The sequence below is a fragment of the Sphingomonas desiccabilis genome (assembly GCF_004135605.1).
In the GTDB taxonomy this organism is placed as follows: domain Bacteria; phylum Pseudomonadota; class Alphaproteobacteria; order Sphingomonadales; family Sphingomonadaceae; genus Sphingomonas; species Sphingomonas desiccabilis.
The window spans coordinates 210,960-236,648 of the sequence record NZ_SDPT01000001.1 but is presented as its reverse complement, the minus strand read 5'-3'; the positions used below and the strand labels follow the sequence as shown (position 1 = coordinate 236,648).

24 protein-coding genes are annotated in these 25,689 nt (G+C 70.1%); 18 read left to right on the top strand and 6 right to left on the bottom strand.

What is annotated here, in order from left to right:
• Positions 1 to 88: 88 nt before the first annotated feature.
• A complete protein-coding gene (locus EO081_RS01045) occupies positions 89 to 559 on the top strand; it encodes a GAF domain-containing protein (protein ID WP_165284419.1) in 471 nt (156 codons plus the stop codon).
• Between the two features lie 21 nt (positions 560 to 580).
• Here EO081_RS01045 and EO081_RS01040 read toward each other — a convergent pair whose 3' ends face one another.
• From EO081_RS01040 to EO081_RS01030, 3 genes are all read right to left on the bottom strand, one after another.
• On the bottom strand, positions 581 to 979 hold the full coding sequence (locus tag EO081_RS01040; protein WP_165284418.1) for a response regulator: 399 nt from the start codon (positions 977 to 979) through the stop codon (positions 581 to 583).
• 10 nt (positions 980 to 989) lie between these two features.
• Positions 990 to 2,093 (bottom strand): histidine kinase dimerization/phosphoacceptor domain -containing protein, encoded by a 1,104-nt coding sequence (locus EO081_RS01035; protein ID WP_129340112.1) that lies wholly within the window; start codon positions 2,091 to 2,093, stop codon positions 990 to 992.
• A gap of 84 nt (positions 2,094 to 2,177) precedes the next feature.
• Positions 2,178 to 2,741 (bottom strand): CAP domain-containing protein, encoded by a 564-nt coding sequence (locus EO081_RS01030; RefSeq protein WP_240697495.1) that lies wholly within the window; start codon positions 2,739 to 2,741, stop codon positions 2,178 to 2,180.
• A 20-nt stretch (positions 2,742 to 2,761) separates the two neighbouring features.
• On the opposite strand from EO081_RS01030, the gene hemW reads away from it, so the two are divergent.
• Positions 2,762 to 3,925 (top strand): radical SAM family heme chaperone HemW, encoded by a 1,164-nt coding sequence (gene hemW / locus EO081_RS01025; RefSeq protein WP_129340110.1) that lies wholly within the window; start codon positions 2,762 to 2,764, stop codon positions 3,923 to 3,925.
• A gap of 128 nt (positions 3,926 to 4,053) precedes the next feature.
• Here the strand turns inward: hemW and EO081_RS01020 are convergent, their stop codons facing one another.
• On the bottom strand, positions 4,054 to 5,253 hold the full coding sequence (locus EO081_RS01020; RefSeq protein ID WP_129340109.1) for a penicillin-binding protein activator: 1,200 nt from the start codon (positions 5,251 to 5,253) through the stop codon (positions 4,054 to 4,056).
• Between the two features lie 12 nt (positions 5,254 to 5,265).
• Between EO081_RS01020 and rsmI the strand changes: the two genes are divergently transcribed.
• The 4 genes from rsmI to EO081_RS01000 all read left to right on the top strand — a co-directional run bounded on the left by rsmI (position 5,266) and on the right by EO081_RS01000 (position 8,337).
• Complete coding sequence (gene rsmI / locus EO081_RS01015) at positions 5,266 to 6,102, top strand: 16S rRNA (cytidine(1402)-2'-O)-methyltransferase (protein WP_129340108.1); 837 nt, start codon at positions 5,266 to 5,268, stop codon at positions 6,100 to 6,102.
• Positions 6,099 to 6,452: a YraN family protein gene (locus EO081_RS01010; protein ID WP_129340107.1), complete on the top strand. Its 354-nt coding sequence runs from the start codon at positions 6,099 to 6,101 to the stop codon at positions 6,450 to 6,452. The genes rsmI and EO081_RS01010 overlap by 4 nt, the downstream gene beginning before the upstream one ends.
• Positions 6,453 to 6,735: 283 nt before the next feature.
• Positions 6,736 to 7,692: a glutathione synthase gene (gene gshB, locus EO081_RS01005; protein WP_129340106.1), complete on the top strand. Its 957-nt coding sequence runs from the start codon at positions 6,736 to 6,738 to the stop codon at positions 7,690 to 7,692.
• Between the two features lie 39 nt (positions 7,693 to 7,731).
• Positions 7,732 to 8,337 carry a DedA family protein gene (locus tag EO081_RS01000; RefSeq protein ID WP_129340105.1) on the top strand — a complete coding sequence of 202 codons (606 nt, stop codon included), beginning with the start codon at positions 7,732 to 7,734 and terminating at the stop codon, positions 8,335 to 8,337.
• A 32-nt stretch (positions 8,338 to 8,369) separates the two neighbouring features.
• Here the strand turns inward: EO081_RS01000 and EO081_RS00995 are convergent, their stop codons facing one another.
• A complete protein-coding gene (locus tag EO081_RS00995) occupies positions 8,370 to 9,281 on the bottom strand; it encodes a tyrosine recombinase XerC (RefSeq protein ID WP_240697494.1) in 912 nt (303 codons plus the stop codon).
• A gap of 57 nt (positions 9,282 to 9,338) precedes the next feature.
• Here EO081_RS00995 and EO081_RS00990 point away from each other — a divergent pair, with 57 nt between their 5' ends.
• The 5 genes from EO081_RS00990 to EO081_RS00970 all read left to right on the top strand — a co-directional run bounded on the left by EO081_RS00990 (position 9,339) and on the right by EO081_RS00970 (position 16,871).
• A complete protein-coding gene (locus EO081_RS00990) occupies positions 9,339 to 10,811 on the top strand; it encodes a diguanylate cyclase domain-containing protein (protein ID WP_129340104.1) in 1,473 nt (490 codons plus the stop codon).
• A gap of 50 nt (positions 10,812 to 10,861) precedes the next feature.
• Positions 10,862 to 13,033, top strand: a complete 2,172-nt coding sequence (locus tag EO081_RS00985) for a primosomal protein N' (RefSeq protein ID WP_129340103.1) — start codon at positions 10,862 to 10,864, stop codon at positions 13,031 to 13,033.
• Between the two features lie 295 nt (positions 13,034 to 13,328).
• Positions 13,329 to 14,822, top strand: coding sequence for a S1C family serine protease (locus tag EO081_RS00980; protein ID WP_183947862.1), 1,494 nt, complete (start codon positions 13,329 to 13,331; stop codon positions 14,820 to 14,822).
• Positions 14,822 to 16,390: an alpha/beta hydrolase gene (locus EO081_RS00975; protein WP_129340101.1), complete on the top strand. Its 1,569-nt coding sequence runs from the start codon at positions 14,822 to 14,824 to the stop codon at positions 16,388 to 16,390. The genes EO081_RS00980 and EO081_RS00975 overlap by 1 nt, the downstream gene beginning before the upstream one ends.
• A complete protein-coding gene (locus tag EO081_RS00970) occupies positions 16,377 to 16,871 on the top strand; it encodes a GNAT family N-acetyltransferase (RefSeq protein WP_240697493.1) in 495 nt (164 codons plus the stop codon). The genes EO081_RS00975 and EO081_RS00970 overlap by 14 nt, the downstream gene beginning before the upstream one ends.
• Before the next feature lies 1 nt (position 16,872).
• Here EO081_RS00970 and EO081_RS00965 read toward each other — a convergent pair whose 3' ends face one another.
• On the bottom strand, positions 16,873 to 17,547 hold the full coding sequence (locus tag EO081_RS00965) for a dienelactone hydrolase family protein (RefSeq protein ID WP_129340099.1): 675 nt from the start codon (positions 17,545 to 17,547) through the stop codon (positions 16,873 to 16,875).
• A gap of 254 nt (positions 17,548 to 17,801) precedes the next feature.
• Between EO081_RS00965 and EO081_RS00960 the strand changes: the two genes are divergently transcribed.
• The 7 genes from EO081_RS00960 to EO081_RS00930 all read left to right on the top strand — a co-directional run bounded on the left by EO081_RS00960 (position 17,802) and on the right by EO081_RS00930 (position 25,636).
• On the top strand, positions 17,802 to 18,350 hold the full coding sequence (locus EO081_RS00960) for a F0F1 ATP synthase subunit delta (protein ID WP_129341374.1): 549 nt from the start codon (positions 17,802 to 17,804) through the stop codon (positions 18,348 to 18,350).
• 2 nt (positions 18,351 to 18,352) lie between these two features.
• Positions 18,353 to 19,882: a F0F1 ATP synthase subunit alpha gene (gene atpA, locus EO081_RS00955; RefSeq protein ID WP_129340098.1), complete on the top strand. Its 1,530-nt coding sequence runs from the start codon at positions 18,353 to 18,355 to the stop codon at positions 19,880 to 19,882.
• A 138-nt stretch (positions 19,883 to 20,020) separates the two neighbouring features.
• A complete protein-coding gene (locus EO081_RS00950; RefSeq protein WP_129340097.1) occupies positions 20,021 to 20,902 on the top strand; it encodes a F0F1 ATP synthase subunit gamma in 882 nt (293 codons plus the stop codon).
• A 24-nt stretch (positions 20,903 to 20,926) separates the two neighbouring features.
• On the top strand, positions 20,927 to 22,399 hold the full coding sequence (atpD, locus tag EO081_RS00945) for a F0F1 ATP synthase subunit beta (RefSeq protein WP_129340096.1): 1,473 nt from the start codon (positions 20,927 to 20,929) through the stop codon (positions 22,397 to 22,399).
• 46 nt (positions 22,400 to 22,445) lie between these two features.
• Positions 22,446 to 22,697 carry an ATP synthase F1 subunit epsilon gene (locus EO081_RS00940; RefSeq protein WP_125961575.1) on the top strand — a complete coding sequence of 84 codons (252 nt, stop codon included), beginning with the start codon at positions 22,446 to 22,448 and terminating at the stop codon, positions 22,695 to 22,697.
• Positions 22,698 to 22,868: 171 nt separating this feature from the next.
• Complete coding sequence (locus EO081_RS00935) at positions 22,869 to 24,413, top strand: TadA family conjugal transfer-associated ATPase (protein WP_183947799.1); 1,545 nt, start codon at positions 22,869 to 22,871, stop codon at positions 24,411 to 24,413.
• A gap of 44 nt (positions 24,414 to 24,457) precedes the next feature.
• On the top strand, positions 24,458 to 25,636 hold the full coding sequence (locus EO081_RS00930) for an aspartyl protease family protein (protein WP_129340095.1): 1,179 nt from the start codon (positions 24,458 to 24,460) through the stop codon (positions 25,634 to 25,636).
• The last annotated feature ends 53 nt before the right edge of the window (positions 25,637 to 25,689 follow it).

Below are 25,689 nucleotides of genomic sequence, written 5' to 3'. Positions count from 1 at the left end.
TGCGCGAAAGGCGCGCGACAGTCCGAGTCCGGACCTGGGGGGAACCGCGTTTCGGGGGAGGCGTCCAGTGCAGCATATGAGCGCATGGATGAGCGCTTTCGACAAGGAGCGGAAGCGACAGGGGGCCGTCGACGAGAGCGGCGCCCTCGCCTTGCACGGCCATCCCGAGTTGAAGCGGATCGTCGACCTGACCGCCGCCCATTACGGCACCGCCTTTGCAGCCGTCTCCATCATCCACAAGCGCACGCAGGTCCTGCTCGCCGAGCATGGACTGAACGCGCGCGAGACGAGCCGCGACACCGCGATCTGCGCGACCACGATCCACACGCCCGGTGAGCCGCTGATCGTGCCGGACACGCGGGCGGATCCCCGCTTCGTCCACTATGAGACCGTCCAGGCCGAACCCTTCCTGCGCTTCTATGCCGGGGTGCCGGTGCTCGACGGCAACGGCCATGCGCTGGGCGCGCTCTGCGTCGCCGACAGCACGCCCCGCACCACGCCTTTCGACCCGACCCTGCTCACGATCATGGCGCGCGAGGCGGAGCGGCACCTGCAATAGGGCTGCCGCGCGGAAGGACGGTCAGCGGTACAGCGTCAGCGCAGGCGGGACGGCGACCGGCTCGTCGGCCTTCGCGATCCGGCAGGCCGCCAGCACCGTCGCATGCAGCGCGGCGACCGGCACCGGCTTGTTGACGCAGCCGATCACCAGCGGGTGCGGCGCGTCTGCGGGGCAGTTGCCGCTCACATAGACGACCGGGATGCCTTGCTGCGCCAGTCGCGTCGCGACCTCGACGCCGCTGTCGCCGTTCGCCAGGCGCACGTCGCACAGCGCCAGGTCGATCGCATGCGCGCCGGCGAGATCGAGCGCGGACGGCAGCGTATCCGCCACACCCACCACCCGGTGCCCGCGGGAGATCAGCGCGTCCTCCATCATCATCGCGATCAGCGCTTCGTCTTCGACGATCAGCAAGTTGAGCATCGGAACGTCTTCAGCCCTTTGTGGCATTCGAGATGCGGATCGTGAGGCCGTCCGCCCCGGGTTCGACTACGCCGTTCAACTGCCGCAGCAGCGCCCGCGCGAGCCGCCCGGAAAGGGCATCGGTTTCCGGGCGCACGCCCGTCAACGTCACGCCGGTCCCGCCCGGCTGCTCCGCGATTTGCACCGACGCGGGCTGATCCGGCACGCCGCCTTCCGCAAAGGCCGTGTGGACGAGAAGCGCCAAGGCCACGCCCTGCTCGATCGGCAGCTTCGCACCGGCCCCGTCCTTCACGGTCAGGGGTCCGTCGATCGAACCACCGCCGGCTGCCGTCAAAAGGTCGGCAACGGCGACGGTGCTCGGATCGTCCGAGGCATAGAGCGGGCGATGGGCCGACGCGATCACCTCGATCCGGTCGGCAGCCCGCAGCAGCGCGTCGGAGAAGGCACGATCTTCGGCAGAGGTCACTTCCAGGCGCACCACGCTGACGGCGAGCTGCAAGGCGTTGCGCACCCGGTGGTTGAGCTCGCCAAGCAGCTTGTCCCGCTGCTCGATCCCCGCCCGCAGTTCCTGCTCGACCATCAGCCGGTACTTCGCGAGCGCGACGAAATGGCACAGCGTGTGGAGGAAGCTGAGCTCGTCGTCGGTGAAGCGGTCGGCCCATTTCCGCCCGAAGCCGAGCGTGCCGATCAACCTGTCCCCGTGCAGGAGCGGCGTGCACGCATAGGCGTCCAGGCCCACATCCCGGACGAACGCGACCAGCGGATCCTCGGACTGCTGCACGCCGGTCACATGGAAGCGCTGCCGGTCGCGGGCGGCGCACCCGCAGACGGCCTGCCCCAGATCCAGCTCGGCGCCAGCGGCCGCCTGTTCCGGCGTCAATCCGCCATGCGCCTCCAGTACCAGCCGGCCGGCTTCCAGGCGGTAGTTGAAGAACACGTCCAGCCGCAGCTCCGACTGGATCAGGCCGAACAGTTCGTCGACCATGCGGGCAGGATCCTCTGCCGCCAGCAGCCCCTCTGCCGCTTCGGCGACCAGGGCCAGGCGCCGCTGGGGAAGCTCGGGATCGACTGTCTGGCCACCCAACGGGATTTCGACATGCTGCTGAAGCGCCATGCCCGCCGTTTGAACCAAGCGAGCGCCAGCGGCAATGACTTCAGTCTTTACCTATGTTGTAGCGCCGCTTCCCCCGGGCGAGGGCTAATAGACGCGTACGCCGACCAGATTGCCCGGCGGATCGTAGCGGCACACCAGATAGTCGTCGCGCTTGCTGCTCGCGAGCGCGCAGCCGAAGCGCAGCGTCCGGCGCGACACCAACTGGCCGTAGTGCGCCACGTCCTGCCAGCGGCCGGTGCGCGAGAAGTTCGGCACCGGCTGGTGGAGATAGTCGCGCTTCTCGCCGCGCCAGTGACCGATCATCTCTTCATAGCGATAGGCGCCGCGCGTGCCGGTCCACAGATTCTCGCCGATGCGGTTCGCCGCCTGCGACTCCGGCGAATGTTCGAAGCGTCCGGTCCGCGCGAGCGTCTGCGCATAGGCGCGGGCACCTCCGGCAAGCTGGTCCGACCAGACGAGCGGCGGCAGGCCGACCTCGGCGCGCGCGGCATCATGCCCCTGCTGCATCGCCTGGCGCAGCAGCGTCGCCCCGCGCGGCGCGGTGCCCTTGAACGTGCGCGCCTCGACCACGCGGTCTGCCCCTTCCGGGGACGAGCAGGCGGCCAGCAACGCCAGCATCGCCCACAGGATGTTTTGCCTCGCTCGCATGCGCACCATATGGGGCGGCGATGTCCCCGGAACAAACCTCCTTGGGCGCCCCGCTGGCGCTCTACGTCCATTGGCCGTTCTGCGTCTCCAAATGTCCCTATTGCGACTTCAACAGCCATGTGCGCGAGGCGGTGGACCAGCAGGCGTGGCGCGACGCGCTGCTCGCCGACCTCGCCTATGAGGCGGAGCGCCTGCCCGGGCGGCGGCTCGCCTCGATCTTCTTCGGCGGCGGCACCCCGTCGCTGATGCCGCCGGCGACCGTCGCCGCGATCATCGACGCGGCGACCGCCGCCTGGCCGGCCGAGCCCGGCATCGAGATCACGCTGGAGGCGAACCCGTCCTCGGTGGAGGCGGCACGCTTTGCGGACCTCGCCGCCGCCGGCGTCAACCGCGTGTCGCTGGGGCTCCAGGCGCTGGACGACCAGGCGCTCGCCTTCCTCGGCCGCGCGCACGGCGTGGACGAGGGCCTCGCCGCGCTGGCAACCGCGCAGCGCCATTTCGGGCGGGTGAGCTTCGACCTCATCTACGCGCGGCCGGGCCAGGGCCTGGACGCATGGGAGGCGGAGCTGGACCGCGCGCTCGGCTTCGGGACCGAGCATCTGTCGCTCTACCAGCTGACGATCGAGCCGGGCACGCGCTTCGCGACGCTGGCCGCCAAGGGACAGCTGACGCTGCCGGACGAGGACCTCGCCGCCGATCTGTGGGAGACCACCCAGGCGCGCACCGCCACCGCCGGGCTGCCGCTCTACGAGGTGTCGAACCACGCGCGGCCGGGGGCGGAGAGCCGCCACAACCTCACCTATTGGCGCTACCGAGACTATGCGGGCGTCGGCCCCGGCGCGCACGGGCGGCGCGAGGGCATCGCGACCTTCCGCCGCAAGAAGCCGGAGAACTGGCTGGCCGCGGTCGCGCGCAACGGCCACGGCGCGGAGAGCGAGGTCGCGCTCGCCCCGGCCGAACGCGTGACGGAGGCGCTGGTGATGGGGCTGCGCATGCGCGAGGGGATCGACCTGGCGCGGGTCGCGGCGCTGGGCGGAACGACCATCGACCACGTGGTCGACCTGAAGGCGGTCGAACGCCTCGCAACCCAGGGCCTGGTGTCGCACGACGGCGACCGGCTGGCGCTCACCCCCGCAGGCATGCCGCTGCTCGACGCGGTGCTGCGGGAAGTGGCGCGGGGCTAGCTACCGCCACCCCGTACCCCGGCGAAGGCCGGGGCCCAGGTGGGAAGGTGGTCGCGAGGTTCGGGACCCGTTCCACCTGCCCCGCAATTGGGCCCCGACCTTCGCCGGGGTACAAGAAAGGTGTCGCCCTACTCGAACGAACGCGGCGCCGGAGAGACCGTGGCGGTTGTGCCGCCCCGCACTTCCTGCACCTCCAACGCGCGCTCGGCGATGCCGTCGCGGCCGAAGCGGAAGGCGCCGTCGAGGCCCGCAAAGCCGCCGCTGTCGGTCAGCTTGGCTTCCGGGAAGCGGTCGCCCACCTTCCACTCCCGCGCGATGCGGATGGTGAGCAGCACCGAGTCGTAGCCGAGGCTCGACAGGCGGTACGGCGCGTTGCCGAAGCGCGCCCGGTACTTGGTGGCGTACTGGCGATAGAGCCCGTCGGAGACGCTCGCGAACCAGGCGCCGTTGAGCGCCGCGTTGCTGCCCACCGCGGAATCGGTGTTCCACAGCTCCGTACCCAGCACCCGCACCGTCGCGGCATCGCGCCGCAGCAGCGGCACCGCAGTGGCGGCCGTGCCGGCGGCATCGGCGATCAGCACCGCCTGATAGGGCGAGTTCTTCGGCAGGCGCGTGACGGCGGCGGCGATGCCCCCGTTGCCGCGGTTGTAGGTCTGGAGCGACACGACCTGCCCGCCCGCGCTTTCGACGGCGCGCAGGAACGCGGTGGAGGCGCGCTGGCCGTAGACCCCGGTCGGCACCAGCCCGGCAAAGCTGGTGATGCCGGTCTGCTTAGCATAGTCGACGACGCGGCTGATCGACTGCGCGGGCGAATAGCCCATCACATAGGCGCCGTTGCCGGCGACGCTTGCGTCGTTGGAATAGCTCAGCACCGGCACGCCCGCGCGCTTGGCGATCGGCGCCACCGCACGCACGTCCTCGGACAGGAGCGGCCCCAGGATCAGGCGATTGCCGTCCGCCAGCGCGCGCTGCGCCGCCGCCGCCGCGCCGGTCGCGGTGTCATAGGTAGTGATGCGCACCTGCTCGCTGCGCGAATCGAGCAGCGCGAGCTGGGTCGCGTTGGCGAGGCTCTGGCCGACGCCGGCATTGGGGCCGGTGAGCGGCACCAGCAGCGCGACACGGTGGCGCTGCTTGTCCTCCGGGATGCCCGGCTGGACCGTTTCGGGACCGGTGCCCTGCGTCGGCTGCTCCTTGGGCGGCGGCGGCGCGCGGTCCGGCACGCCCCGCGGCACCAGCGTCTGGCATCCTGCCAGGAACAATGCTCCCGCGACTGCCGCGGTGCGGATCAGCCGACGCGTCCATTGCGGTACGGTTGCCGCCTCTGCCATGACATTCCCCTGATGAACGCACCACTATCCCCCGGCCTCTACATCGTCGCGACCCCGATCGGCAATCTCGGCGACCTTTCCCCCCGCGCGGCGGCGGTCCTGTCGTCCGCCGACGTGATCGCGGTGGAGGACAGCCGCGTCACCGCGGGCCTGCTCCGCCACATCGGCACCCGGCGGCCGATGATCCCCTATCACGACCACAATGCCGAAGGGGTCCGGCCCGGCCTGGTCGCGCGCATGGGGCACGAGGCGGTGGCACTCGTGTCCGACGCGGGCACGCCGCTGATCTCCGACCCCGGCTACAAGCTGGTGCGCGACGCCCGGGCGGCGGGGCATCTGGTGGTGACGGTGCCGGGGCCGTGCGCCGCCATCTCGGCGCTGACGCTCGCAGGGCTTCCGACCGACCGCTTCTTCTACCTGGGCTTCCTGCCGCCCAAGCAGCATGCCCGCGCCGAGGCGATCGCCGAGATCGCGGCGGTGCGCGCGACGCTGGTGCTCTACGAAAGCGGCCCGCGCCTCGCCGCAACCCTGGCGGCCCTTGCCGAGGGGCTCGGCGACCGCGAAGCCGCGGTCGCGCGCGAGATCACCAAGAAGTTCGAGGAATGCGTGACGGGCACGCTCTCCCAGCTCGCCGACCGCTATGCCGAGGCGCCGCCCAAGGGAGAGATCGTCATCGTCGTCGCCCCGCCGGGCGAGGCCCCGCCCGCCGACGCCGACACGGCGGACGCGGCGCTCGCCGAGGCCCTCACCCGCCTGCCCGCCTCGAAGGCCGCGGGCGAAGTCGCCAAGAAGCTCGGGCTCGACCGCCGCGAACTCTACGCACGGGCGATGGAGCTGAAGGGGCAATGAGGGACCGCCGCGCGGCCGAGGTGCAGGGCCGCGCGGGCGAGCGCTGGGCGGCGTGGTATTTGCGGCTGAAGGGCTGGCGCATCCTCGACCGGCGGGTGCGCACGCGCGCGGGCGAGGTCGACCTGGTGGCGCGGCGCGGGTCGATCGTGGCGTTCGTCGAGGTGAAGGCGCGCGGGGACGCCGCGGCGCTGGACCTCGCGATCGACGAGCGGCGGCTGCGGCGGGTGGCGGCGGCAGCGGAGATGCTGATGCCGCGCTACGCCCAGCCGGGCGACGACGTCCGCATCGACGTGGTGCTGGTCGCCCGCGGGGTGCCGGTGCGGCATATCGAGAATGCGTGGATCGGGTGAGCCGGGGCTGAGGCCACGTCTTCCGCCTCTGCCCTCTCCCTTCCGCGCCCACCCGTCCGTACCACTCCGTTTGCCTTGAGTAGCCGTCGAGCCTGTCGAGAGGCGTATCGAGAGGGCGACGCTCGCGGCTCTCTCGATACGGGCTCTCGACAGGCTCGATCCCTCCTCGAGACGAACGGGTTTAGGGGGCGGAGCGCGAACCCCTTCGGAAGGGATCCGTACCCCCACGCGTGACAATCCCCGCCCCTGCCCCTACCTCCCGCGGGCAACAAGGAGTTCCCGCATGCCGCTGACCGTCGCCGTCCAGATGGATCCGCTCGATTCGATCAACATCGCAGGCGACTCCAGCTTCGCGCTGATGCTGGCGGCACAGGCGCGCGGGCACCGGCTGTTCCACTATGCGGCCGAGGACCTGAACTACCAGGCCGGCCGCGTCTGGACGCGCGCGCACCCGGTGACGGTGCAGCGGGTCGAGGGCAATCACTTCGCGTTCGGCGATCCGGTGAAGCTCGACCTGGGCGACGAGGCCGATGTGGTGCTGATGCGCCAGGACCCGCCCTTCGACCTCGGCTACATCACCGCGACCCACCTGCTCGAACGCATCGCGGATCGCACGCTGGTGGTGAACGACCCCGCTCAGGTCCGCAACGCGCCCGAAAAGCTGTGGGTGCTCGACTTCGCCCACTTCATGCCGCCGACGCTGATCACGCGCTCGGTCGAGGAAGCGCGCCTGTTCCTGGCCGAGCACGGCTCGGTCGTGATGAAGCCGCTGCACGGCAACGGCGGCAAGGCGATCTTCAAGATCGACGCCGACGGGCAGAACCTGTCGTCGCTGATCGAGGTGTTCAACACCGCCTATCGCGAGCCGCACATGGTGCAGGCGTTCCTTCCGGAAATCGTGCAAGGCGACAAGCGTATCGTGCTGGTCGACGGCGAGGTGGCGGGCGCGATCAACCGCATGCCCGGCGAGGGCGAGATCCGCTCCAACCTCGCGGTCGGCGGATCGGCGGCGAAGACCGAGCTGACGGAGCGGGAGCGCGAGATCTGCGCGGAGCTCGGCCCGGAACTCAAGCGGCGCGGGCTGCTGTTCGTCGGCATCGACGTGATCGGCGGCAAGTGGCTGACCGAGATCAACGTCACCTCCCCCACCGGCATCGTCGCGATCGACCGCTTCAACGGCACCGACACGGGCGCGATGATCTGGGACGCGATCGAGCGGCGGGTAGCGGAGCGCGGCTGAGCTTGGCCCCCGTCCCGCGTTCCGCGCGTTAGCCGCGCCATGACCGAATTCATCCTCGATGCGATCGCCTGGGGCGGCTACCTCGGCATCGCGCTCCTGATGGCACTCGAAAACGTCGTCCCGCCGGTTCCGTCCGAAGTGATCATGGGGCTGGGCGGCATGGCCGTCGCGCGCGGCACCATGTCGATGGTGCCGCTGGTGTTCTGGGGCACGGTGGGCTCGGTGGGCGGCAACTACTTCTGGTACGCCCTCGGCCGGCACTTCGGCTATCGCGGGCTCAAGCCCTTCGTGGACCGCTGGGGCCGCTGGCTGACGCTGGAGTGGGAGGATGTGGAGAAGCTCCAGCGCTTCTTCCATTCGCGCGGCGCCTGGGTGGTGTTCGTGTTCCGCTTCCTGCCCACCTTCCGCACCATGGTGTCGCTGCCCGCCGGCATGGCCTGCATGCCGCACTGGCGCTTCATCCTGGCGACCTTCACCGGCAGCGCCATCTGGAACGCGGTGCTCGCCTGGGCCGGGCTCTACTTCGGCTCCAACTTCCGCGAGCTGGAGCAATATGTCGGGCCGGTGACCATCGCCCTCTCGGTCGTCATCGTGATCGGCTACGTCTATCGCGTCGTCACCTGGAAGCCCCGCGCGGAGCGCTAGTCCTCATGTCGGAGGAGCACGAACGCCCGCGATCACGCCCGCGGGTGGGCGTTGCGATAGACGTCGAGCAGATGCGCGGCATCCACCGCTGTATACACCTGCGTCGAACTGAGACTCGCGTGCCCCAGCAGCTCCTGCAGCGCGCGCAGGTCCGCCCCCCGGCCGAGCAGGTGGGTGGCGAAGCTGTGCCGCAGCGCGTGCGGAGTGGTGCGGTCGCCCAGCCCCAGCCGCACCCGCGCCGCCCGCACCGATCGGCGCACCACGCCGGCCGCCAGCGGCCCACCCTTGGCGCCGCGGAACAGCTCGGCATCGCGCGCGGTGCCCCAGGGATTGAGCCGCACATAGGCCTCGATCGCCTCGCGCACCGGCGGCAGCAGCGGCACCATCCGCGTCTTGGCACGCTTGCCGGTCACCGCGATCGCCTCCCCCAGCGGCAGCACCGCGCCGGTCAGGCCCAGCGCCTCGCCGATGCGCAGGCCCGCGCCGTACAGCAGCAGCAGCACCGCCCAGTCGCGCGCCGCGATCCAGGGCTCGGCCGCGTCCTCCGACACGTCCTCGGCCAGGGCGATCGCCTCGTCGGGCGAGATCGGGCGCGGCACGCCCTTCTTCACGCGCGGGCCCTTCACCCGTGGCAGCGACGCGCCCTCCCCGCCCACATAGGCGAGAAAGCCGCGCACCGCCGACAGCTCGCGCGCCGCCGATGCGTTGCCCAGCCCCTCGCTTCGGCGATGCGCCAGGAACGCGCGCAGGTCGGTCGCGGAGAGCGCCTTCAGCTCCGCCTCGCCGACCGGCCCGCCCAGATGGCCGCGCAGGAACGCCAGCAGCCGCTCGGCCGTGGCTTGATAGGCACGCACCGTATGCGCGGAGCGGCGGCGGTCGCGCGCCAGGTGGCGGCCGTAGCGCAGCGGCAGCGGCCCGGCCCCCGTCTCTTGCTCCGCTTCCACCTGCCAACCCCCAAGAAAAGTTACGGAAAATCAACTCCGCCGCGCTAGCCGTGGCGAATGCCGGAGCGTTTGTACAATGCTGCGCAGCAAATCGCGATGTCGCCGGCGGAGCTCCAGACGCTGCTTGCCGCATCGCCGGACGCCGCCTTCGAGATGGTCGCGAAGGTCGCCCGGGAACTGATCGCCGCGCCCATCGCCGCGGTGAACCTGATCGAGGGCGACCGCTTCTGGGTAAAGGCAGGCTATGGCATGCCGAAACAGCCGCTGCCCCGCGCCGAGGCGTTCTGCGACGTGACGGTCGGCAGCGATGCCCCGCTGGTGGTGGACGACGCCGCCACCGACCCGCGCTTCCGCAGCCTTGCGGTGGTGACCGCGGCCGATCCGGTCCGCTTCTACGCCGGCGTGCCGCTGCACGTCACCGATCGCGTGCGGCAGGTGACGGAGGCGGTCGGCACCCTGTGCGTCATGGACGTGACCCCGCGCTCCCTTCCACCGGGCGCCCTCGCCGTCCTGCGCCAGCTGGGCGACATCCTCGGAAAGATCATCGAGGCAGAGGTCGCCACCGCAGGCGCCGTCGCGATCGCCCGCACCGCCGCGGAACAGAGCCAGCAGCTGCGGCGGCAGGACCTGACCTTCCGGCAGGCGGAACGCCTCGCCCGCATCGGCTCCTGGTGGTTCTCGCTCGAAACCGACGAGACCCTGTGGTCGGAAGGCATGTACCGCATCTACGAGCTGCCGCCGACCACCGCCCTCTCCGTGGACGAGGCGATCGGCTTCTTCAGCGGCATCAGCCGGCCGGACCTGGCTGCCTTGGTCGAGAAGACCTCGCAAACGGGCGAGCCGTTCACGCTGGAACTGGATTTCGTCACCGCCAAGGGCAACCACCGGCGCGTGCGCTCGATCGCGCACGTCGAGTTCGAGGAGGGGCGCGCCACCGGCGTCAGCGGGGTGATGCAGGACATCACCGAGCATTGGCTGCTGGAGGAAAAGCTCCGCCGCTCCGCCGACACCGACTTTCTTACCGACATCGCGAATCGGAGTGCGTTCAACCGCGCGCTGTCCGAAGCGATCGAGCGCGCGCGCAGCACCCCGGCGCCCTTTGCGCTCATGCTGATCGACCTGGACGAGTTCAAGGGGATCAACGACACCCATGGCCACATCGTCGGTGACGACATGCTGCGCGCGGTCGGCGCGCGCCTGCGCGATCCGGTGCTGGGCGACAGCCTTGCCGCGCGGCTCGGCGGCGACGAGTTCGCGCTGATCGTGACCGACCCGGTCCTCTATGCGGACCTGCCGGGCGCGGCCGAACAGCTGCTGGAGCGGCTTCGCCAGCCCGTGACTACCGCGGCCGGCGTCCTGCCGATCTCCGCCACCATCGGCTATGCCCGGTTCGAGGACTGCCCCGAATCCGCGCGCGGCTTCATCCATTGCGCCGACAAGGCGCTCTACGAGGCCAAGCGCGAGCGGCGCGGCTCCGCCCGCGGCTATCGCACCTTCGGCCGCCGGAGCAGCGACCAGCCGGCCGGCTGACGCACGGGCGATTCCCAATCGGCACCGGCGTCCCTATCTAGGGCCCGCCCATGACTTCCTCCCGCGTCCGTGTCCTTGTCCTCAACGCCGCCCTCGGCCCCCTCGACTATCGCGTGCCGCACGGCATGACGGCCGAGCCGGGCTCGATCGTGATCGCCCCGCTCGGCCCCCGCCAGCTGCTGGGCGTTGTATGGGAGCCGGAACGGCTGCCCTGCGAGGAGGTGGGCGACAATCGCCTGCGCCCGCTGCTGGGCGTGGTGGACGCGCCGCCGATCCCGGCCCCCTTGCGCCGGCTGGTCGAGTGGACCGCCGACTATTATCTCGCCGCCCCGGCCTCGGTGCTGCGCATGGCGCTGTCCTCCACCTCCGCGCTGGAGGGGGCGAAGCTCGCCACCGAATACCGCGCCACCGGGCACGTCCCCGACCGGCTGACCCCGCAGCGCGAGCAGGCGCTCGAGCGGATCGGCGACCGCCAGGGGCTGGTGCGCGAGCTCGCGACCATGGCCGACGTGTCGGAGGCGGTGGTGCGCGGGCTGGTGAAGGCCGGCGCGATCGAGGCGGTGAGCGTCGACATCGACGCCCCCTATCCGATCCCCGACCCCGCCCATGGCGTGCCGGTGCTGTCCGAACAGCAGGCCGAAGTCGCGGGCGTGCTGTGCGATGCGGTCGAGACCCAGCCATTCCGGCCCTTCCTGCTCGACGGCGTCACCGGATCGGGCAAGACCGAGGTGTATTTCGAGGCGATCGCCGCCGCCATCGCCGTGGGCAAGCAGAGCCTGGTGCTGCTGCCCGAGATCGCGCTGACCGAGCCGTTCCTCAAGCGCTTCCACGCCCGCTTCGGCTGCGAGCCGGTGGCGTGGCATTCGGACCTGCGCTCCACCCAGCGCCGCCGCGCGTGGCGGGCGATCGCCACCGGCCAGGCGCTGGTGACGGTCGGCGCACGCTCGGCGCTGTTCCTGCCCTATGCCAATCTCGGCCTGATCGTCGTCGACGAGGCGCACGAGACCAGCTTCAAGCAGGAGGAAGGCGTCCACTACCACGCGCGCGACGTGGCGGTGATGCGCGGGCTGTTCGAACGCTGCCCGGTGGTGCTCGCCTCCGCGACGCCGGCGATCGAGACGCGGCACCAGGTCGCACTCGGCCGCTATACCGAGCTCAAGCTTCCCGGCCGCTACGGCAAGGCGCAGCTGCCGGCCATCGAGCCGATCGACCTGATCGCCGAGCCGCCGATCCGCGGCCGCTGGATCGCGCCCAAGCTGGTCAACGCCATCGACGAAACGCTGACCCGCGGCGAGCAGGCGCTCCTGTTCCTCAACCGCCGCGGCTATGCGCCGCTGACGCTGTGCCGGTCGTGCGGGCATCGCTTCCAGTGCCCGAACTGCACCGCCTGGATGGTCGAGCACCGGCTGATCCACCGCCTGTCCTGCCACCATTGCGGCCACATGATCCCGACCCCGCGCAAGTGCCCGGAGTGCGACGCGGAAGATGCGCTGGTCGCCTGCGGCCCAGGCGTCGAGCGCATCGCCGACGAGGCGGCGGCGCTGTTCCCCGACGCCCGCATCGCCATCGTCACCTCCGACACGCTCTGGTCCCCCGCCAAGGCCGCCGAGTTCGTCAACCGCATGGAGGCCGGCGAGATCGACCTGGTGGTCGGCACCCAGCTGGTGACCAAGGGCTATCACTTCCCGAACCTGACGCTGGTAGGCGTGATCGACGCCGACCTCGGGCTCGCCGGCGGCGACCTGCGCGCGGCCGAGCGGACATTCCAGCAGATCATGCAGGTGGCGGGGCGCGCGGGGCGCGGCGAGAAGCCGGGGCACGTCTTCATCCAGACGACGGCGCCCGACGCGGCGGTGATGCGCGCGCTGGTGTCGGGCGATGCCGAGAGCTTCTACGCCGCCGAGACCGAGGCGCGGCAGGAAGCCGAGGTGCCGCCGTTCGGCCGCTACGCCGCGATCATCGTCTCGTCGGAGGACAAGGACGCCGCCAGCGACGCCGCCCGCCGCATCGGCCGCGCCGCGCCCGAGGTGGAGGGGATGCACGTCTTCGGCCCCGCCCCCGCCCCGCTCGCGATGCTGCGCGGCCGCCACCGCTTCCGCCTGCTGGTCCATGCCCGCCGCCAGCTGGACGTGCAGGACGTGATCCGCGACTGGCTGGGGAGCGTCGAGTGGTCGGGCAAGGTGCGGGTCGCGGTGGACGTCGATCCCTACAACTTCCTGTAGGGGCTCCCCGCCCCTTCTTCCTCCTTCGTCATCCTGACGAAAGTCAGGATCCATTCGCGCAACATGCGTGGGGAGACGCGCGGCAAGCCCCTCAAGGGCGGAGGCAACCGCCCTGCGCCTCATGCGCGGAGCGGCAATGGATCCTGACCTTCGTCAGGATGACGGTGGGAGAATGCGACGGGCAGCAGCGCCGCCTGACAACGCCGCTACCACCCCGCTTGAACCCTGCCGCGCTTTGACCGAAACAGGCGCCGGTTTCTTCTGGGGGCAAGGCCGCGTGGCGCGACTGCTGTTGATGCTGGGATTTCTGGTCGCGTGGGCGGTCCCTGCGCAGGCCGACGATATTTCCGCCGCCGGCCGGGGGGTGGTCCGCGTCGTCACCATCGCGGTGGTCGACGATGAGGTCGTCGGCTTCGGCCACGGCAGCGGCTTCGCGGTCGGCCCCGACCGGATCGTCACCAACGCGCACGTGGTCGAGCTCGCCGGCCGTTACGAGGGCAATGTCGTGATCGGCGTCGTGCCGTCGGAGGGCGACAAGTCCTACCAGGGCCGGCTGATCGCGCTCGATCAGGAACGCGACCTCGCGCTGATCGAGGTGCAGGGGCTGAAGCTGCCGCCGCTCGCGCTCTACAACGGCCCGATCGGCGAGGGCGAGGCGACGGTCGCGCTGGGCTATCCGGGCAACGTCGACCTCGCGACCGCGCAGTCCGCCTCCGACTATATCCTGCCACAGTCGCCGGTGCGGTCTGAGGGCGTGTTCTCCGGCCTGCGCCGCCTCGGCACCACCGGCGTCCTGCTCCACACCGCCAGCATCGCGCGCGGCAATTCGGGTGGCCCGCTGCTCGACCGCTGCGGCCGCGTGCTGGGCGTCAACTCGGCGCTCACCCGGGGCGACGACGGCGATGCGAGCTTCGGCTTCGCCATCGCCGGCAGCGAGCTCGCCGGCTTCCTGCGCGAGGCGGGGCAGCAGGCGACGCTGGTGGGCACCAACTGCATCAGCATGGAGGAACTGCTGGCGCAGGACCGCGCCGCCGCCGCCGATGCCGCGCAGCAGGACGCCGCCCGCGCCCGCACTGCCGCCGAGCGGGCCGCCGCCGCCCGTGCGCTCGCGATCGAAAGCGCGCGCGAGCGCAACGAGGCCACGCGCGAGAACTTCATGGCCGGCGCCGCGCTGCTGCTCGTGCTGGCGGGGCTCGCGGCCGGGGGCGCGGGGCTGATGGCGACGCGCGGCAAGCGGCGCGAGGCGATCTGGGCGGGCGCCGGCGGCGGCGTGCTGCTGCTGGGTGCGGTGGTGCTGTTCCTGGTGCGCCCGTCCTTCGATCCGGATTCGGTGCCGGAGGCGAGCACGCCCGCGGGGGCGACCGCGGGCATGACCGGCAAGCTCCTGTGCACGCTGGTGCCGGAGCGCAGCCGCGTCACCGTCTCCGCCACGCCCGAGGTGGCGATGGACTGGCAGGCGAACGGGTGCATGAACGGCCGCACCCAATATGCCGAGGCGCCGAACAGCGGCTGGGAGCGCATCCTGGTCCCCGACGACGAGCAGACGGTTTCGGTGCTCCGCTACGAGCCGGCGACCGGCACCTACATCAACACCCGCTACATGCTGGGCGCCGATCGCATGGCAGAGGCGCGGCGGCTGCGCGAGGGCGTCGCGCTGAAGCAGTGCGCCGGCGAGAGCGCGGGCCGCGCCAACCTGGCGACGCAGCAGGCGGCGATCCGCGGCGCGCTGCCGCCGCTGCCCAACGAGCGCCTGGTCTATCAATGCCATCCGGCACGGGGGACGAACTGATGCTGCGCAACCTGACGCTCACGACCACGCTGCTCCTCGCGAGCGTCGCGCTTCCCGCACAGGATGCGCCCCCGCTCGCGATCCCCGTCGCCGCAGCACCCTCCTTGGGCACCACCAACGCCGGCCGGCTGCTGGTGTTCGCCACGGCGGCGGAGCCGGGCGCCAAGTCCGAGGAGGCGATCGACGTCTCCCCCTTCTCCCCCAACGCCACCTATGTCGCGGCGCGCGAGGTGAGCGACCTCCGCCCCGGCACCCCGGCGCTGGTGGACACCGGCACCGACGCCTATCCCGCCGCCTTCTCCACCCTGCCGCCGGGCACCTATCGGGTGCAGGCGCTGCTCGATCGCGACCATAGCTACAATTACAGCGGCCGGGATGCCGGGGACCTCTTGTCCCAGGTGGTGACGGTGACGCTGCCCGGCCCGGTGCCGACGCTGCTGCTCGACCATGTCGAGCCCGCCGCCGACGACACCGCGATGCTCCAGCGCCTGCCGGCCGAACGCCGCAAGCCGCTGGAGGCGGCGCTCGCCAGGGTCGAGCCGGTCGAGGTGCACAGCGCGCTCCTCACCCGCTTCTGGGGCCGGCCGACCACCATCAACGGGTGGGTGGCGCTGCCGCCCGGCTATGCCGAGGGCAAGACGACCTACCCCACCGTCTATTCGGACGGCGGCTTCGGCAGCACGCTCGGCTCGGCGCGGATGAGTGCGGCGAGCATGACGGCGATGATGGCCAAGGGCGACGCGCCGCCGATGATCTGGGTCTATCTCGACCACCATATCGCCACCGGCACCCACGAGTTCGCCGATTCGGTGAACAACGGCCCCGTCGGCCGGGCGCTGGTCGAGGAGGTGATCCCGGCACTTGAGCAGCGCTACTGGATGGACGCGCGCCCCAGCGGCCGCTTCCTGACCGGCCACAGCTCGGGCGGCTGGTCGACATTGTGGCTGCAGGTCGCATACCCAAAGACGTTCGGCGGCAGCTGGCCCACCGCGCCGGACCCGGCCGACTTCCACGACTTCACCAACGTGAACCTCTACGACGACGCCAATTTCTACGCCGGTGCCGACGGCAAGGACCGGCCGCTGGTGCGCAAGGACGGCAAGGTCGTCGCCACGCTGCGCCAGTTCGGGCGGCTGGAGCAGGTGCTCGGCCCCTATGGCGGCCAGTTCGCAAGCTTCGAGTGGGTGTTCTCGCCCAAGGGCGCGGACGGGCGGCCGCTGCCGGTGTTCGACCGCGCGACCGGCGCGATCGACAAGCAGGTCGTCGCCTATTGGCGCGACCATTATGACGTCGCGCACATCGTCGCGCGCGACTGGCAGACGCTGAAGCCGGACCTGGACGGCAAGATCCACATGACGGTGGGCACCGCCGACACCTTCTATCTCGACGGCCCCGCCCGCCGGCTGAAGGCGGTGCTCGACGGGCTGGGCGCCCGCTCCACCTTCCGCTTCGTGCCCGGCAAGGACCACGGCAACCTCTATGAGGCGGAAGGCGACCGCTCCGCCCTCACCAAGCAGATCGCCCGCGAGATGTACGCCGTCGCAAGGCCCGCCCGTGCCCAGCGCTGAGGACGGCATCCGCTTCCACGCAGGCGAGCTCGGCTCCGCGGATGTCCAGGCGCTGCTCGCGGCCCATCTCGCCGGCATGCATGCGCAGTCGCCCCCCGGCTCCGTCCACGCCCTGCCCCTGGAGGGGCTGCGGCGAGCGGACGTCACCTTCTTCTCCGCGCGGGACGCAGATGGGCAGCTGCTCGGCGTCGGCGCGCTGCGCGAACTCGACGCCGGCCATGGCGAGATCAAGTCGATGCGCACCGTCGACGAAGCCCGCAACCGCGGCGTGGGTGCCGCGATGCTCGGCCACCTCCTCCGCATCGCACGCGAGCGCGGCTATGGCCGGGTGAGCCTGGAGACCGGGACGCCCGAGGGCTTCGCGCCGGCGCGCCGGCTCTACGAACGGCACGGCTTCACCTGCTGCCCGCCGTTCGCCGACTATCGCGAGGACCCGTTCAGCTGCTGCATGACGCTGGAACTGGACGGGACCTCCGCCTGAGTTACCCGCCGTTGGCGCGAAACAGCTCCAGCGTGCGCTCTCGGGCGAGCTTGGCCGCCTCCGGGGAATAATCGTCGCGCCGGTCGGAGTTGAAGCCGTGGCCGGCGTCATAGATGTAGATCGTCGCGTTCTCCGGCTCGGCCGCGGTCAGCGCCTCGACGCCCTCGATCGGGATGCCATGGTCGTGGCGGCCGAAGTGGGCGATCGTCGGCACCTTGGGCGCTTCCTTCGAGTCGGGCACCAGGCGCCCGTAATAGCTCGACACCGCCGCTAGCCCCTCGACCCGCGCCGCCGCGAGCCAGGCGACCGACCCGCCATAGCAATAGCCGACCGCGAACACCGGCCCCTTCGCCTTCAGCGCGTCGACGCACACCTGCACGTCGGCGACCGAAGCCTCGATCGGATGGATGTCGCGCGACAGCTCGATGCCGCGCTGCAGCCCCTCGCCGCCGTAGTCCGCCTCTAAGCCCGGCGCCTCGCGATCGAACAGCGCGGGTGCCAGCACCTCGTAGCCGTCCGCGGCAAAGCCGTCGCACAGGTCGCGGATATGGTCGGTGATACCGAAGATCTCCTGCACCAGCACCAGCCCGCCGCGCCGCTCGCCCTGCGGCTCGGCGTGATAGACCCCGATCTCGGCGCCGTCCGCCATCGTCATCCGGATCATGCTGCCATTCATCTGTCATTTCCTCTGGATAGGGAGCGCCCCGCACGCTTTTCTTGTCAGGCGGGGCCGGATCGGTCCACCGCTGCCGTTTCTTTGGGCATCCGCGCAACGGAAACGGGCGCGTGACTTGCATCCCGAGCCCCCCTTTGCTAACCGCGCGCCAGCCATTCAGGGGGGCGTTTATCCGGCACTGCCCTGTTCCCCTGGCATAAGCGCCTTCTTGGACAAGTTGGGATAGGGATCGCGTGGAGACTTCCGGCGGCAATATAAGCGGTGGCATCCAGGCGAGCCTGGCAGGCCGCTATGCGACCGCGCTCTTCGAACTGGCGCGCGACGACCAGTCGATCGCGACGGTCGAACAGAGCCTGGGCGGTGTGCGTCAGGCGCTGAACGAATCGGACGAATTCCGCGCGCTGGTCGCGAGCCCGCTGGTGGCGCGCGACGCCGCGACCAAGGCGATCGAGGCGGTGGCGGATTCGATCGGCGTCGATCCCACGACCAAGCGCTTCCTGGGCGTGCTCGCCCAGAACCGCCGCCTGAAGGAGCTGCCCGCGGTGATCCGCGCGTTCCGGGCGCTGGCGGCAAACCATCGTGGCGAGGTGACCGCAGAGGTCGCCTCCGCCCACACGCTTACCGACGATCAGGTCGACCAGCTGAAGCAGCAGCTTCGTGCCCGCGTCGGCCGCGACGTCTCCGTCGACCTGAAGGTCGACCCCTCGCTTCTGGGCGGGCTGGTCGTGAAGATCGGCAGCCTGATGATCGACAGCTCGATCAAGACCCGTCTGAACACTCTCGCGCACGCGATGAAAGGCTGAACATGGATATCCGCGCCGCAGAAATCTCCAAGGTCATTCGCGACCAGATCGCGTCGTTCGGCACCGAGGCCCAGGTCTCCGAGACCGGCACCGTGCTGTCGGTCGGCGACGGCATCGCGCGCATCTACGGCCTGGACAACGTCCAGGCGGGTGAAATGGTCGAGTTCGCCAACGGCATCCAGGGCATGGCCCTCAATCTCGAGGCCGACAACGTCGGCGTCGTGATCTTCGGCTCGGACGCCGAGATCCGCGAGGGCGACACCGTCAAGCGCACCGGCACCATCGTGGACGTGCCCGTCGGCAAGGGCCTGCTCGGCCGCGTGGTCGACGGCCTCGGCAACCCGATCGACGGCAAGGGCCCGATCGTCGCCGAGAAGCGCAGCCGCGTGGAAGTGAAGGCACCGGGCATCATCCCGCGCCAGTCGGTCAGCGAGCCGATGCAGTCGGGCCTCAAGGCCATCGACGCGCTCGTTCCCGTCGGCCGTGGCCAGCGCGAGCTGATCATCGGCGACCGTCAGACCGGCAAGTCGGCCGTCGCGATCGACACCTTCATCAACCAGAAGGGCGTCAACGCCGGCGACGACGAGTCGAAGAAGCTCTACTGCGTCTATGTCGCGGTGGGCCAGAAGCGCTCGACCGTCGCGCAGCTCGTCCGCACGCTCGAAGAGAATGGCGCGATGGAATATTCCATCGTGATCGCCGCGACCGCGTCCGAGCCGGCCCCGCTCCAGTTCCTGGCCCCCTACACGGGCGCCGCGATGGGCGAGTATTTCCGCGACAACGGCATGCACGCGCTGATCGTGTTCGACGATCTGTCGAAGCAGGCGGTCGCCTATCGTCAGATGTCGCTGCTGCTGCGCCGTCCGCCGGGCCGCGAGGCCTATCCGGGCGACGTGTTCTACCTGCACAGCCGCCTGCTCGAGCGCGCGGCCAAGATGTCGGACGCAATGGGCGGCGGTTCGCTGACCGCGCTGCCGATCATCGAGACGCAGGCCGGCGACGTGTCGGCCTACATCCCGACCAACGTGATCTCGATCACCGACGGCCAGATCTTCCTCGAAACCGACCTGTTCTTCGCGGGCATCCGCCCGGCGATCAACGTCGGCCTGTCGGTCAGCCGCGTCGGCTCGGCCGCGCAGACCAAGGCGATGAAGAAGGTCGCCGGCTCGATCAAGCTGGAGCTGGCGCAGTATCGCGAGATGGCCGCGTTCGCGCAGTTCGGCTCGGACCTCGACGCATCGACCCAGAAGCTGCTCAACCGCGGCGCGCGCCTGACGGAGCTGCTCAAGCAGGCCCAGTTCTCGCCAATGCCGTTCGAGGAGCAGGTCGCGTCGATCTTCGCCGGCACCCAGGGTTATCTGGACACCGTGCCGGTCGGCGACGTCGTCCGCTTCGAGCAGGCGATGCTGTCGGACCTGCGCGCCAACCATCCGGGCGTCCTCGCCAAGATCCGCGACACCAAGGATCTGGGCGACGAGGCGAAGTCGGGCCTGAAGGCAGCGCTCGACAGCTTCGCCAAGACGTTCGCGTAACGACGGACGGCACAACAGACACACCCGTCACCCTGAACTTGTTTCAGGGTCCATCGTGCCCCAAGCTGCGGCAATGCGATTGGAGAGATGGATGCTGAAACAAGTTCAGCATGACGGTTTGGGGAAGTGACGAACTAAATGGCCTCTCTCAAGGCACTCAAGGTCCGGATCAACTCGGTCAAATCGACCCAGAAGATCACCAAGGCGATGAAGATGGTCGCCGCCGCCAAGCTGCGCCGCGCGCAGGACGCGGCGGAGGCCGGCCGCCCCTATGCCGAGCGGCTCGAGGCGGTGGTGTCGAGCCTCGCCTCGCGCGTCGCGATCGGTGAGGGGAGCCCCAAGCTGCTCGCCGGCACCGGCCGCGACCAGGTGCACCTGTTCGTCGTCGCCACCTCCGACAAGGGGCTGGCCGGCGCGTTCAACAGCAACATCGCCCGCCTCGCCCGCCGCCGCGCGCTGGAGCTCCAGGCCCAGGGCAAGACGGTCAAGTTCTACACCATCGGCCGCAAGGGCCGTGCGGTGCTGGCCCGCCAGTTCCGCGAGGGCTTCGTCCACGCGATCGAGCCGGGCGACCTCGGCAAGCTCGGCTTTGCGGACGCGCGCGGCTATGCCGACGACCTGATCGCCCGCTACGAGGCCGGCGAGTTCGACGTCGCGCACCTGTTCTACGCCACCTTCAAGACGGTGCTGACGCAGGAGCCGACCGAGCAGCAGCTGATCCCCGTGGCGATCCCGGCCGCGCCCGAAGCGACGGGCGCCGCTGATGCGGTGGTCGAGTATGAGCCGGACGAGGAGCAGATCCTCGCCGACCTGCTCCCCTCCAACGTCGCGGTGCAGCTCTTCCGCGCGATGCGCGAGAATGCCGCGTCGGAGCAGGGCTCCAAGATGACGGCGATGGACAACGCCACGCGCAACGCGGGCGACCTGATCAATCGCCTTACCATTCAGTACAACCGCACCCGCCAGGCCGCGATCACGACCGAGCTGGTGGAAATCATTTCCGGCGCGGAAGCGCTCTAAGTTCCGAAGGCAAGGAAGCAGACGATGGCAACCGCCGCAGAGACTTTCGCCCCCGTGGCGACCACCAACAACGTCGGCCGCATCAGCCAGGTGATCGGCGCGGTCGTCGACGTGAGCTTCGACGGCGCGCTGCCGGCGATCCTCTCCGCACTGGAGACGGACAACAACGGCAACCGCCTGGTGCTGGAAGTCGCCCAGCACCTGGGTGAGAACACCGTCCGCACGATCGCCATGGACGCGACCGATGGCCTGACCCGCGGCCAGACCGTGACCGACACCGGCTCGCAGATCCGCGTGCCGGTCGGCCCCAAGACGCTCGGCCGCATCCTCAACGTCATCGGCGAGCCGATCGACGAGCGTGGCCCGGTCAACGCCGAAGTCACCGCGCCCATTCACGCCAAGGCGCCCGAGTTCGTCGAGCAGTCGACCGAGAGCGCGATCCTGGTCACCGGCATCAAGGTCATCGACCTGCTCGCGCCGTATGCGAAGGGCGGCAAGATCGGCCTGTTCGGCGGCGCCGGCGTCGGCAAGACCGTGCTCATCCAGGAATTGATCAACAACATCGCCAAGGGCCATGGCGGCACCTCGGTGTTCGCGGGCGTCGGCGAGCGCACCCGCGAGGGCAACGATCTCTACCACGAGTTCCTGGACGCGGGCGTCATCGCCAAGGACGCGGACGGCAACCCGACGTCCGAGGGTTCGAAGGTTGCCCTGGTCTATGGCCAGATGAACGAGCCGCCGGGCGCCCGTGCACGCGTTGCGCTCTCCGGCTTGACCATCGCGGAATATTTCCGCGACCAGGAAGGCCAGGACGTGCTGTTCTTCGTCGACAACATCTTCCGCTTCACCCAGGCGGGCGCGGAAGTGTCGGCACTGCTGGGCCGCATCCCGTCGGCGGTGGGCTACCAGCCGACCCTGTCGACCGACATGGGCGCCCTCCAGGAGCGCATCACCTCGACCAACAAGGGCTCGATCACCTCGGTGCAGGCCGTGTACGTCCCCGCGGACGATCTTACCGACCCGGCACCGGCGACCTCGTTCGCCCACCTCGACGCGACCACCGTGCTCAACCGCGCGATCTCGGAGCTCGGCATCTATCCGGCGGTGGATCCGCTGGACTCGACCAGCCGCGTGCTCGAGCCGCGCGTCGTCGGCCAGGAGCATTACGAGACCGCCCGCGCCGTCCAGGCGATCCTGCAGAAGTACAAGTCGCTGCAGGACATCATCGCGATCCTGGGCATGGACGAGCTGTCGGAAGAGGATAAGCTGACGGTCGCCCGCGCCCGCAAGATCCAGCGCTTCCTGTCGCAGCCGTTCCACGTCGCGGAGGTGTTCACCGGCATCCCGGGCGCGTTCGTGCAGATCGAGGACACGATCCGCTCGTTCAAGGCGGTCGTGAACGGCGAGTACGACCACCTGCCGGAAGCGGCCTTCTACATGGTCGGCGGCATCGACGACGTGGTCGCCAAGGCCGCGAAGATGGCGCAGGACGCGTAAGACAAACCCACCCCTCCCCTGACCGGGAGGGGCAGAGGATGAAAAGATGCTGCACTTCGAACTCGTCACCCCCGAAAAGCTCGTCCGCTCGGAGGAGGTCCACATGGTGGTGGTGCCCGGCACCGAAGGCGACTTCGGCGTGCTGGAGGGGCATGCCCCCTTCATGTCGACGATCCGCGAGGGTGCGCTCCAGATCTTCCGCACCGCAGGCGGCGAGCCAGAGACGCTGGCGATCCACGGCGGCTTCGCCGAGGTCAACGACCGCGGCCTGACCGTGCTGGCCGAGCGCGCCGGCTGATCGATCGCCTCCCGAAGGTCCGATAGCGGCCCGCCCTGCCCCGGTGCTTCCGGCGGCGCGGCGGGCCGGTTTCGTTTCGGGCCGCGCGTTCGAACCAACATTAGGCAATTGTCAAAGCTTGCGCGTTACCCCGACGATACCGGGTAATCCCCGAGGTTGAGGACGTAGCAAGTGAGTGCATTCGGACGACGCAATCATCTCGGCGCCCCTGCCGGGCGCCCGCAGTTCGGTGTCGCCCGCCCCATGCAGGGGGAAAGCACCTTGGCGCGTCCGGCCGACACCGATGGCGCCGGCCAGTTCCCGCCCATCGCCGACATCCCCCTGCCCGGCAGCGAATCGACCCCGCTCGCCGCGCCGCCCATCGACATGCCGAGCGTCCATGCCGACGCCATGCAGCGCCTGGCCGACCGCCAGGCCGCGTCCGGCGAGGCCGGCAACAGCCGGGTCGAGGGCTTCGAAAGCTCGATCCACCGCATCAAGGAGCAGGTGCTCCCGCGCCTGCTTGAGCGCGTCGACCCGGAAGCGGCCGCGACGCTCAGCAAGGACGAACTGGCCGAGGAATTCCGCCCGATCATCGGCGAGGTGCTCGCCGAGCTGAAGCTCACCCTCAACCGGCGCGAGCAGTTCGCGCTCGAAAAGGTGCTGGTCGACGAACTGCTCGGCCTGGGGCCGCTCGAGGAGCTGCTCGCCGACCCGGCGATCAGCGACATCATGGTCAACGGCCCGGACCAGACGTTCGTCGAGCGCAAGGGCAAGCTGGAGCTCGCCAACATCGCCTTCCGCGACGAGGAGCATCTGTTCCAGATCGCCCAGCGCATCTGCAACTCGGTCGGCCGCCGCGTCGACCAGACCACGCCGCTCGCCGATGCGCGCCTGAAGGACGGCAGCCGCGTCAACGTGATCGTGCCGCCGCTCAGCCTCAAGGGCACGGCGATCTCGATCCGTAAGTTCTCCGCCAAGCCGATCACCCTCGACATGATGGCGGGCTTCGGCTCGATGAGCCCCAAGATGGCGACCGCGCTCAAGATCGCGGGCGCCAGCCGGTTCAACATCGTCATCTCGGGCGGCACCGGCTCGGGCAAGACGACGATGCTCAATGCGCTCTCGAAGATGATCGACCCGGGCGAGCGCGTGCTGACAATCGAGGACGCGGCCGAGCTTCGCCTGCAGCAGCCGCACTGGCTGCCGCTGGAAACGCGCCCGCCCAACCTGGAGGGTCAGGGCGAGATCACGATCCGCGACCTGGTGAAGAACGCGCTGCGTATGCGCCCGGATCGCATCATCCTGGGCGAAATCCGCGGCGCCGAGTGTTTCGACCTGCTCGCCGCCATGAACACCGGCCACGACGGCTCGATGGCGACGCTCCACTCCAACTCCCCGCGCGAATGCCTGGCGCGTATGGAGAACATGGTGATGATGTCGGACATCAAGGTGCCCAAGGAAGCGATCAGCCGCCAGATCGCCGACTCGGTCGACCTGATCGTCCAGGTGAAGCGCCTGCGCGACGGCTCCCGCCGCGTCACCAACATCACCGAGGTGATCGGCATGGAAGGCCCGGTGATCGTCACGCAGGAGCTGTTCAAGTTCGAGTATCTGGACGAATCCGCCGACGGCAAGATCATCGGCGAGTATCGCTCCATGGGCCTGCGCCCCTACACGCTCGACAAGGCCAAGCAGTACGGCTTCGACCAGGCGCTGCTGGAGGCCTGCCTCTAGGCGGCGGGCTGGCGCGACTCGCGGACGCTTTCTAGGCTGCCGCGATGCGCATCGCGCTCGCCCTCCTGGCCACGGCCCTGGCCGTGTCCCCCGTTCCCGCCGCCCAGGCGCCCCGCACGGCCGTGGAGACGCTGGCGAAGGACAGCGCCGAACGCTGGGTGCCGTTCGAACTCACCCCCGCCAATCACATCCGCTTCGCGATGAAGATCGAAGGGCGACCGGCAAGCGCCCTGCTCGACACCGGCGTCACCCACTCGATCCTGGACACCGGCTTCGCCCGCACCGCCCGGCTGAAGACCGAGGTGCGCGGCACCGCGGCCGCGATCGGCGGAGACTTGCCGCTCAGCTGGGCAAGGGTCGCGCGGCTGTCGCTGGGCGGGCTGCGCAGCACCGAGCGGCCGATGGCCCTCCTCGATCTGTCGCAGGTGCACACCGGCGACGGCCGTCCGGTGGATGCGCTGATCGGCGCCGACCTGCTTGGCCCCCATGCGCTCGACATCGATTTCGCGAGCCGCCGCTTCCGCCTCCTGCCGAGCGGCGTCGCGCCCTTCCCGGGCGACCGCGCGCCGCTGTCGCGCAACCCCGAGGGGCTCTACGTGACCCAGGCCCGGCTCGGGCGTACGTCGCTCCACCCGGTGATGATCGACACCGGGGACGGCACCAGCGTCAGCGTCACCCGCGAGCAGTGGCGCGGCGCCCGTCTGCCCCAGCGCCCGCTCACCTCCACCATCTCCTATGGCCTCGCCGGCCCGGTCGAGGCGGGCCTCACCGTCACCGACGCGCTGCGACTCGGCGATGCCCCCGCGACCGAGGTGGAGCTACGGATCGAGGGCAAGGACTTCGCCGACCGCACCGGCATCCCCAGCCGCATCGGCGTCGGCTTCCTTCAGCGCTTCCGTGTGCTGCTCGATCCAGGCGCCGGCCACCTGCTGCTGGCGTCGATCGAGGGCACCGCCGCCGGCCCGCCGCGCTCCACCAGCGGGCTCCTGCTCGGCTATGGACACAACCGGCTGAGCGTCCTCCACGTCATGCGCGGCAGCCCTGCGGCCAAGGCCGGCTGGCGCCGCGGAGAGGAGATCTGCCAGGTCGACGGCGCCCCCATCCGCGAAACCGCCCCCGACGCCGCCGATCTCGCCTGGGCCGCCGACACCCCCGGCCGCAAGCTCCGCCTCGGTCTGTGCGACGGCACCGACCGCACCCTCACGCTGGCGAAGTTCTACTAGGGCACGAGACCGTTGACACGTTGAAAGTTTAAGTTAGACTTAAATTGTAGGCG

Excerpts from the sequence above, each read along its gene's own strand:
- rsmI (WP_129340108.1), top strand. The coding sequence starts at position 5,266 with ATGAACGCACCACTATCCCCCGGCCTCTACATCGTCGCGACCCCGATC.
- atpD (WP_129340096.1), top strand. The coding sequence starts at position 20,927 with ATGGCAACCGCCGCAGAGACTTTCGCCCCCGTGGCGACCACCAACAAC.
- EO081_RS01030 (WP_240697495.1), bottom strand. The coding sequence starts at position 2,741 with ATGCGAGCGAGGCAAAACATCCTGTGGGCGATGCTGGCGTTGCTGGCC.
- EO081_RS00985 (WP_129340103.1), top strand. The coding sequence starts at position 10,862 with ATGACTTCCTCCCGCGTCCGTGTCCTTGTCCTCAACGCCGCCCTCGGC.
- gshB (WP_129340106.1), top strand. The coding sequence starts at position 6,736 with ATGCCGCTGACCGTCGCCGTCCAGATGGATCCGCTCGATTCGATCAAC.
- EO081_RS00990 (WP_129340104.1), top strand. The coding sequence starts at position 9,339 with ATGCCGGAGCGTTTGTACAATGCTGCGCAGCAAATCGCGATGTCGCCG.
- EO081_RS00980 (WP_183947862.1), top strand. The coding sequence starts at position 13,329 with ATGCTGGGATTTCTGGTCGCGTGGGCGGTCCCTGCGCAGGCCGACGAT.
- hemW (WP_129340110.1), top strand. The coding sequence starts at position 2,762 with ATGTCCCCGGAACAAACCTCCTTGGGCGCCCCGCTGGCGCTCTACGTC.
- EO081_RS00975 (WP_129340101.1), top strand. The coding sequence starts at position 14,822 with ATGCTGCGCAACCTGACGCTCACGACCACGCTGCTCCTCGCGAGCGTC.
- EO081_RS00965 (WP_129340099.1), bottom strand. The coding sequence starts at position 17,547 with ATGAATGGCAGCATGATCCGGATGACGATGGCGGACGGCGCCGAGATC.
- EO081_RS00940 (WP_125961575.1), top strand. The coding sequence starts at position 22,446 with ATGCTGCACTTCGAACTCGTCACCCCCGAAAAGCTCGTCCGCTCGGAG.
- EO081_RS01000 (WP_129340105.1), top strand. The coding sequence starts at position 7,732 with ATGACCGAATTCATCCTCGATGCGATCGCCTGGGGCGGCTACCTCGGC.
- EO081_RS00950 (WP_129340097.1), top strand. The coding sequence starts at position 20,021 with ATGGCCTCTCTCAAGGCACTCAAGGTCCGGATCAACTCGGTCAAATCG.
- EO081_RS01040 (WP_165284418.1), bottom strand. The coding sequence starts at position 979 with ATGCTCAACTTGCTGATCGTCGAAGACGAAGCGCTGATCGCGATGATG.
- EO081_RS01045 (WP_165284419.1), top strand. The coding sequence starts at position 89 with ATGAGCGCTTTCGACAAGGAGCGGAAGCGACAGGGGGCCGTCGACGAG.
- EO081_RS00930 (WP_129340095.1), top strand. The coding sequence starts at position 24,458 with ATGCGCATCGCGCTCGCCCTCCTGGCCACGGCCCTGGCCGTGTCCCCC.
- atpA (WP_129340098.1), top strand. The coding sequence starts at position 18,353 with ATGGATATCCGCGCCGCAGAAATCTCCAAGGTCATTCGCGACCAGATC.
- EO081_RS01020 (WP_129340109.1), bottom strand. The coding sequence starts at position 5,253 with ATGGCAGAGGCGGCAACCGTACCGCAATGGACGCGTCGGCTGATCCGC.
- EO081_RS01010 (WP_129340107.1), top strand. The coding sequence starts at position 6,099 with ATGAGGGACCGCCGCGCGGCCGAGGTGCAGGGCCGCGCGGGCGAGCGC.
- EO081_RS01035 (WP_129340112.1), bottom strand. The coding sequence starts at position 2,093 with ATGGCGCTTCAGCAGCATGTCGAAATCCCGTTGGGTGGCCAGACAGTC.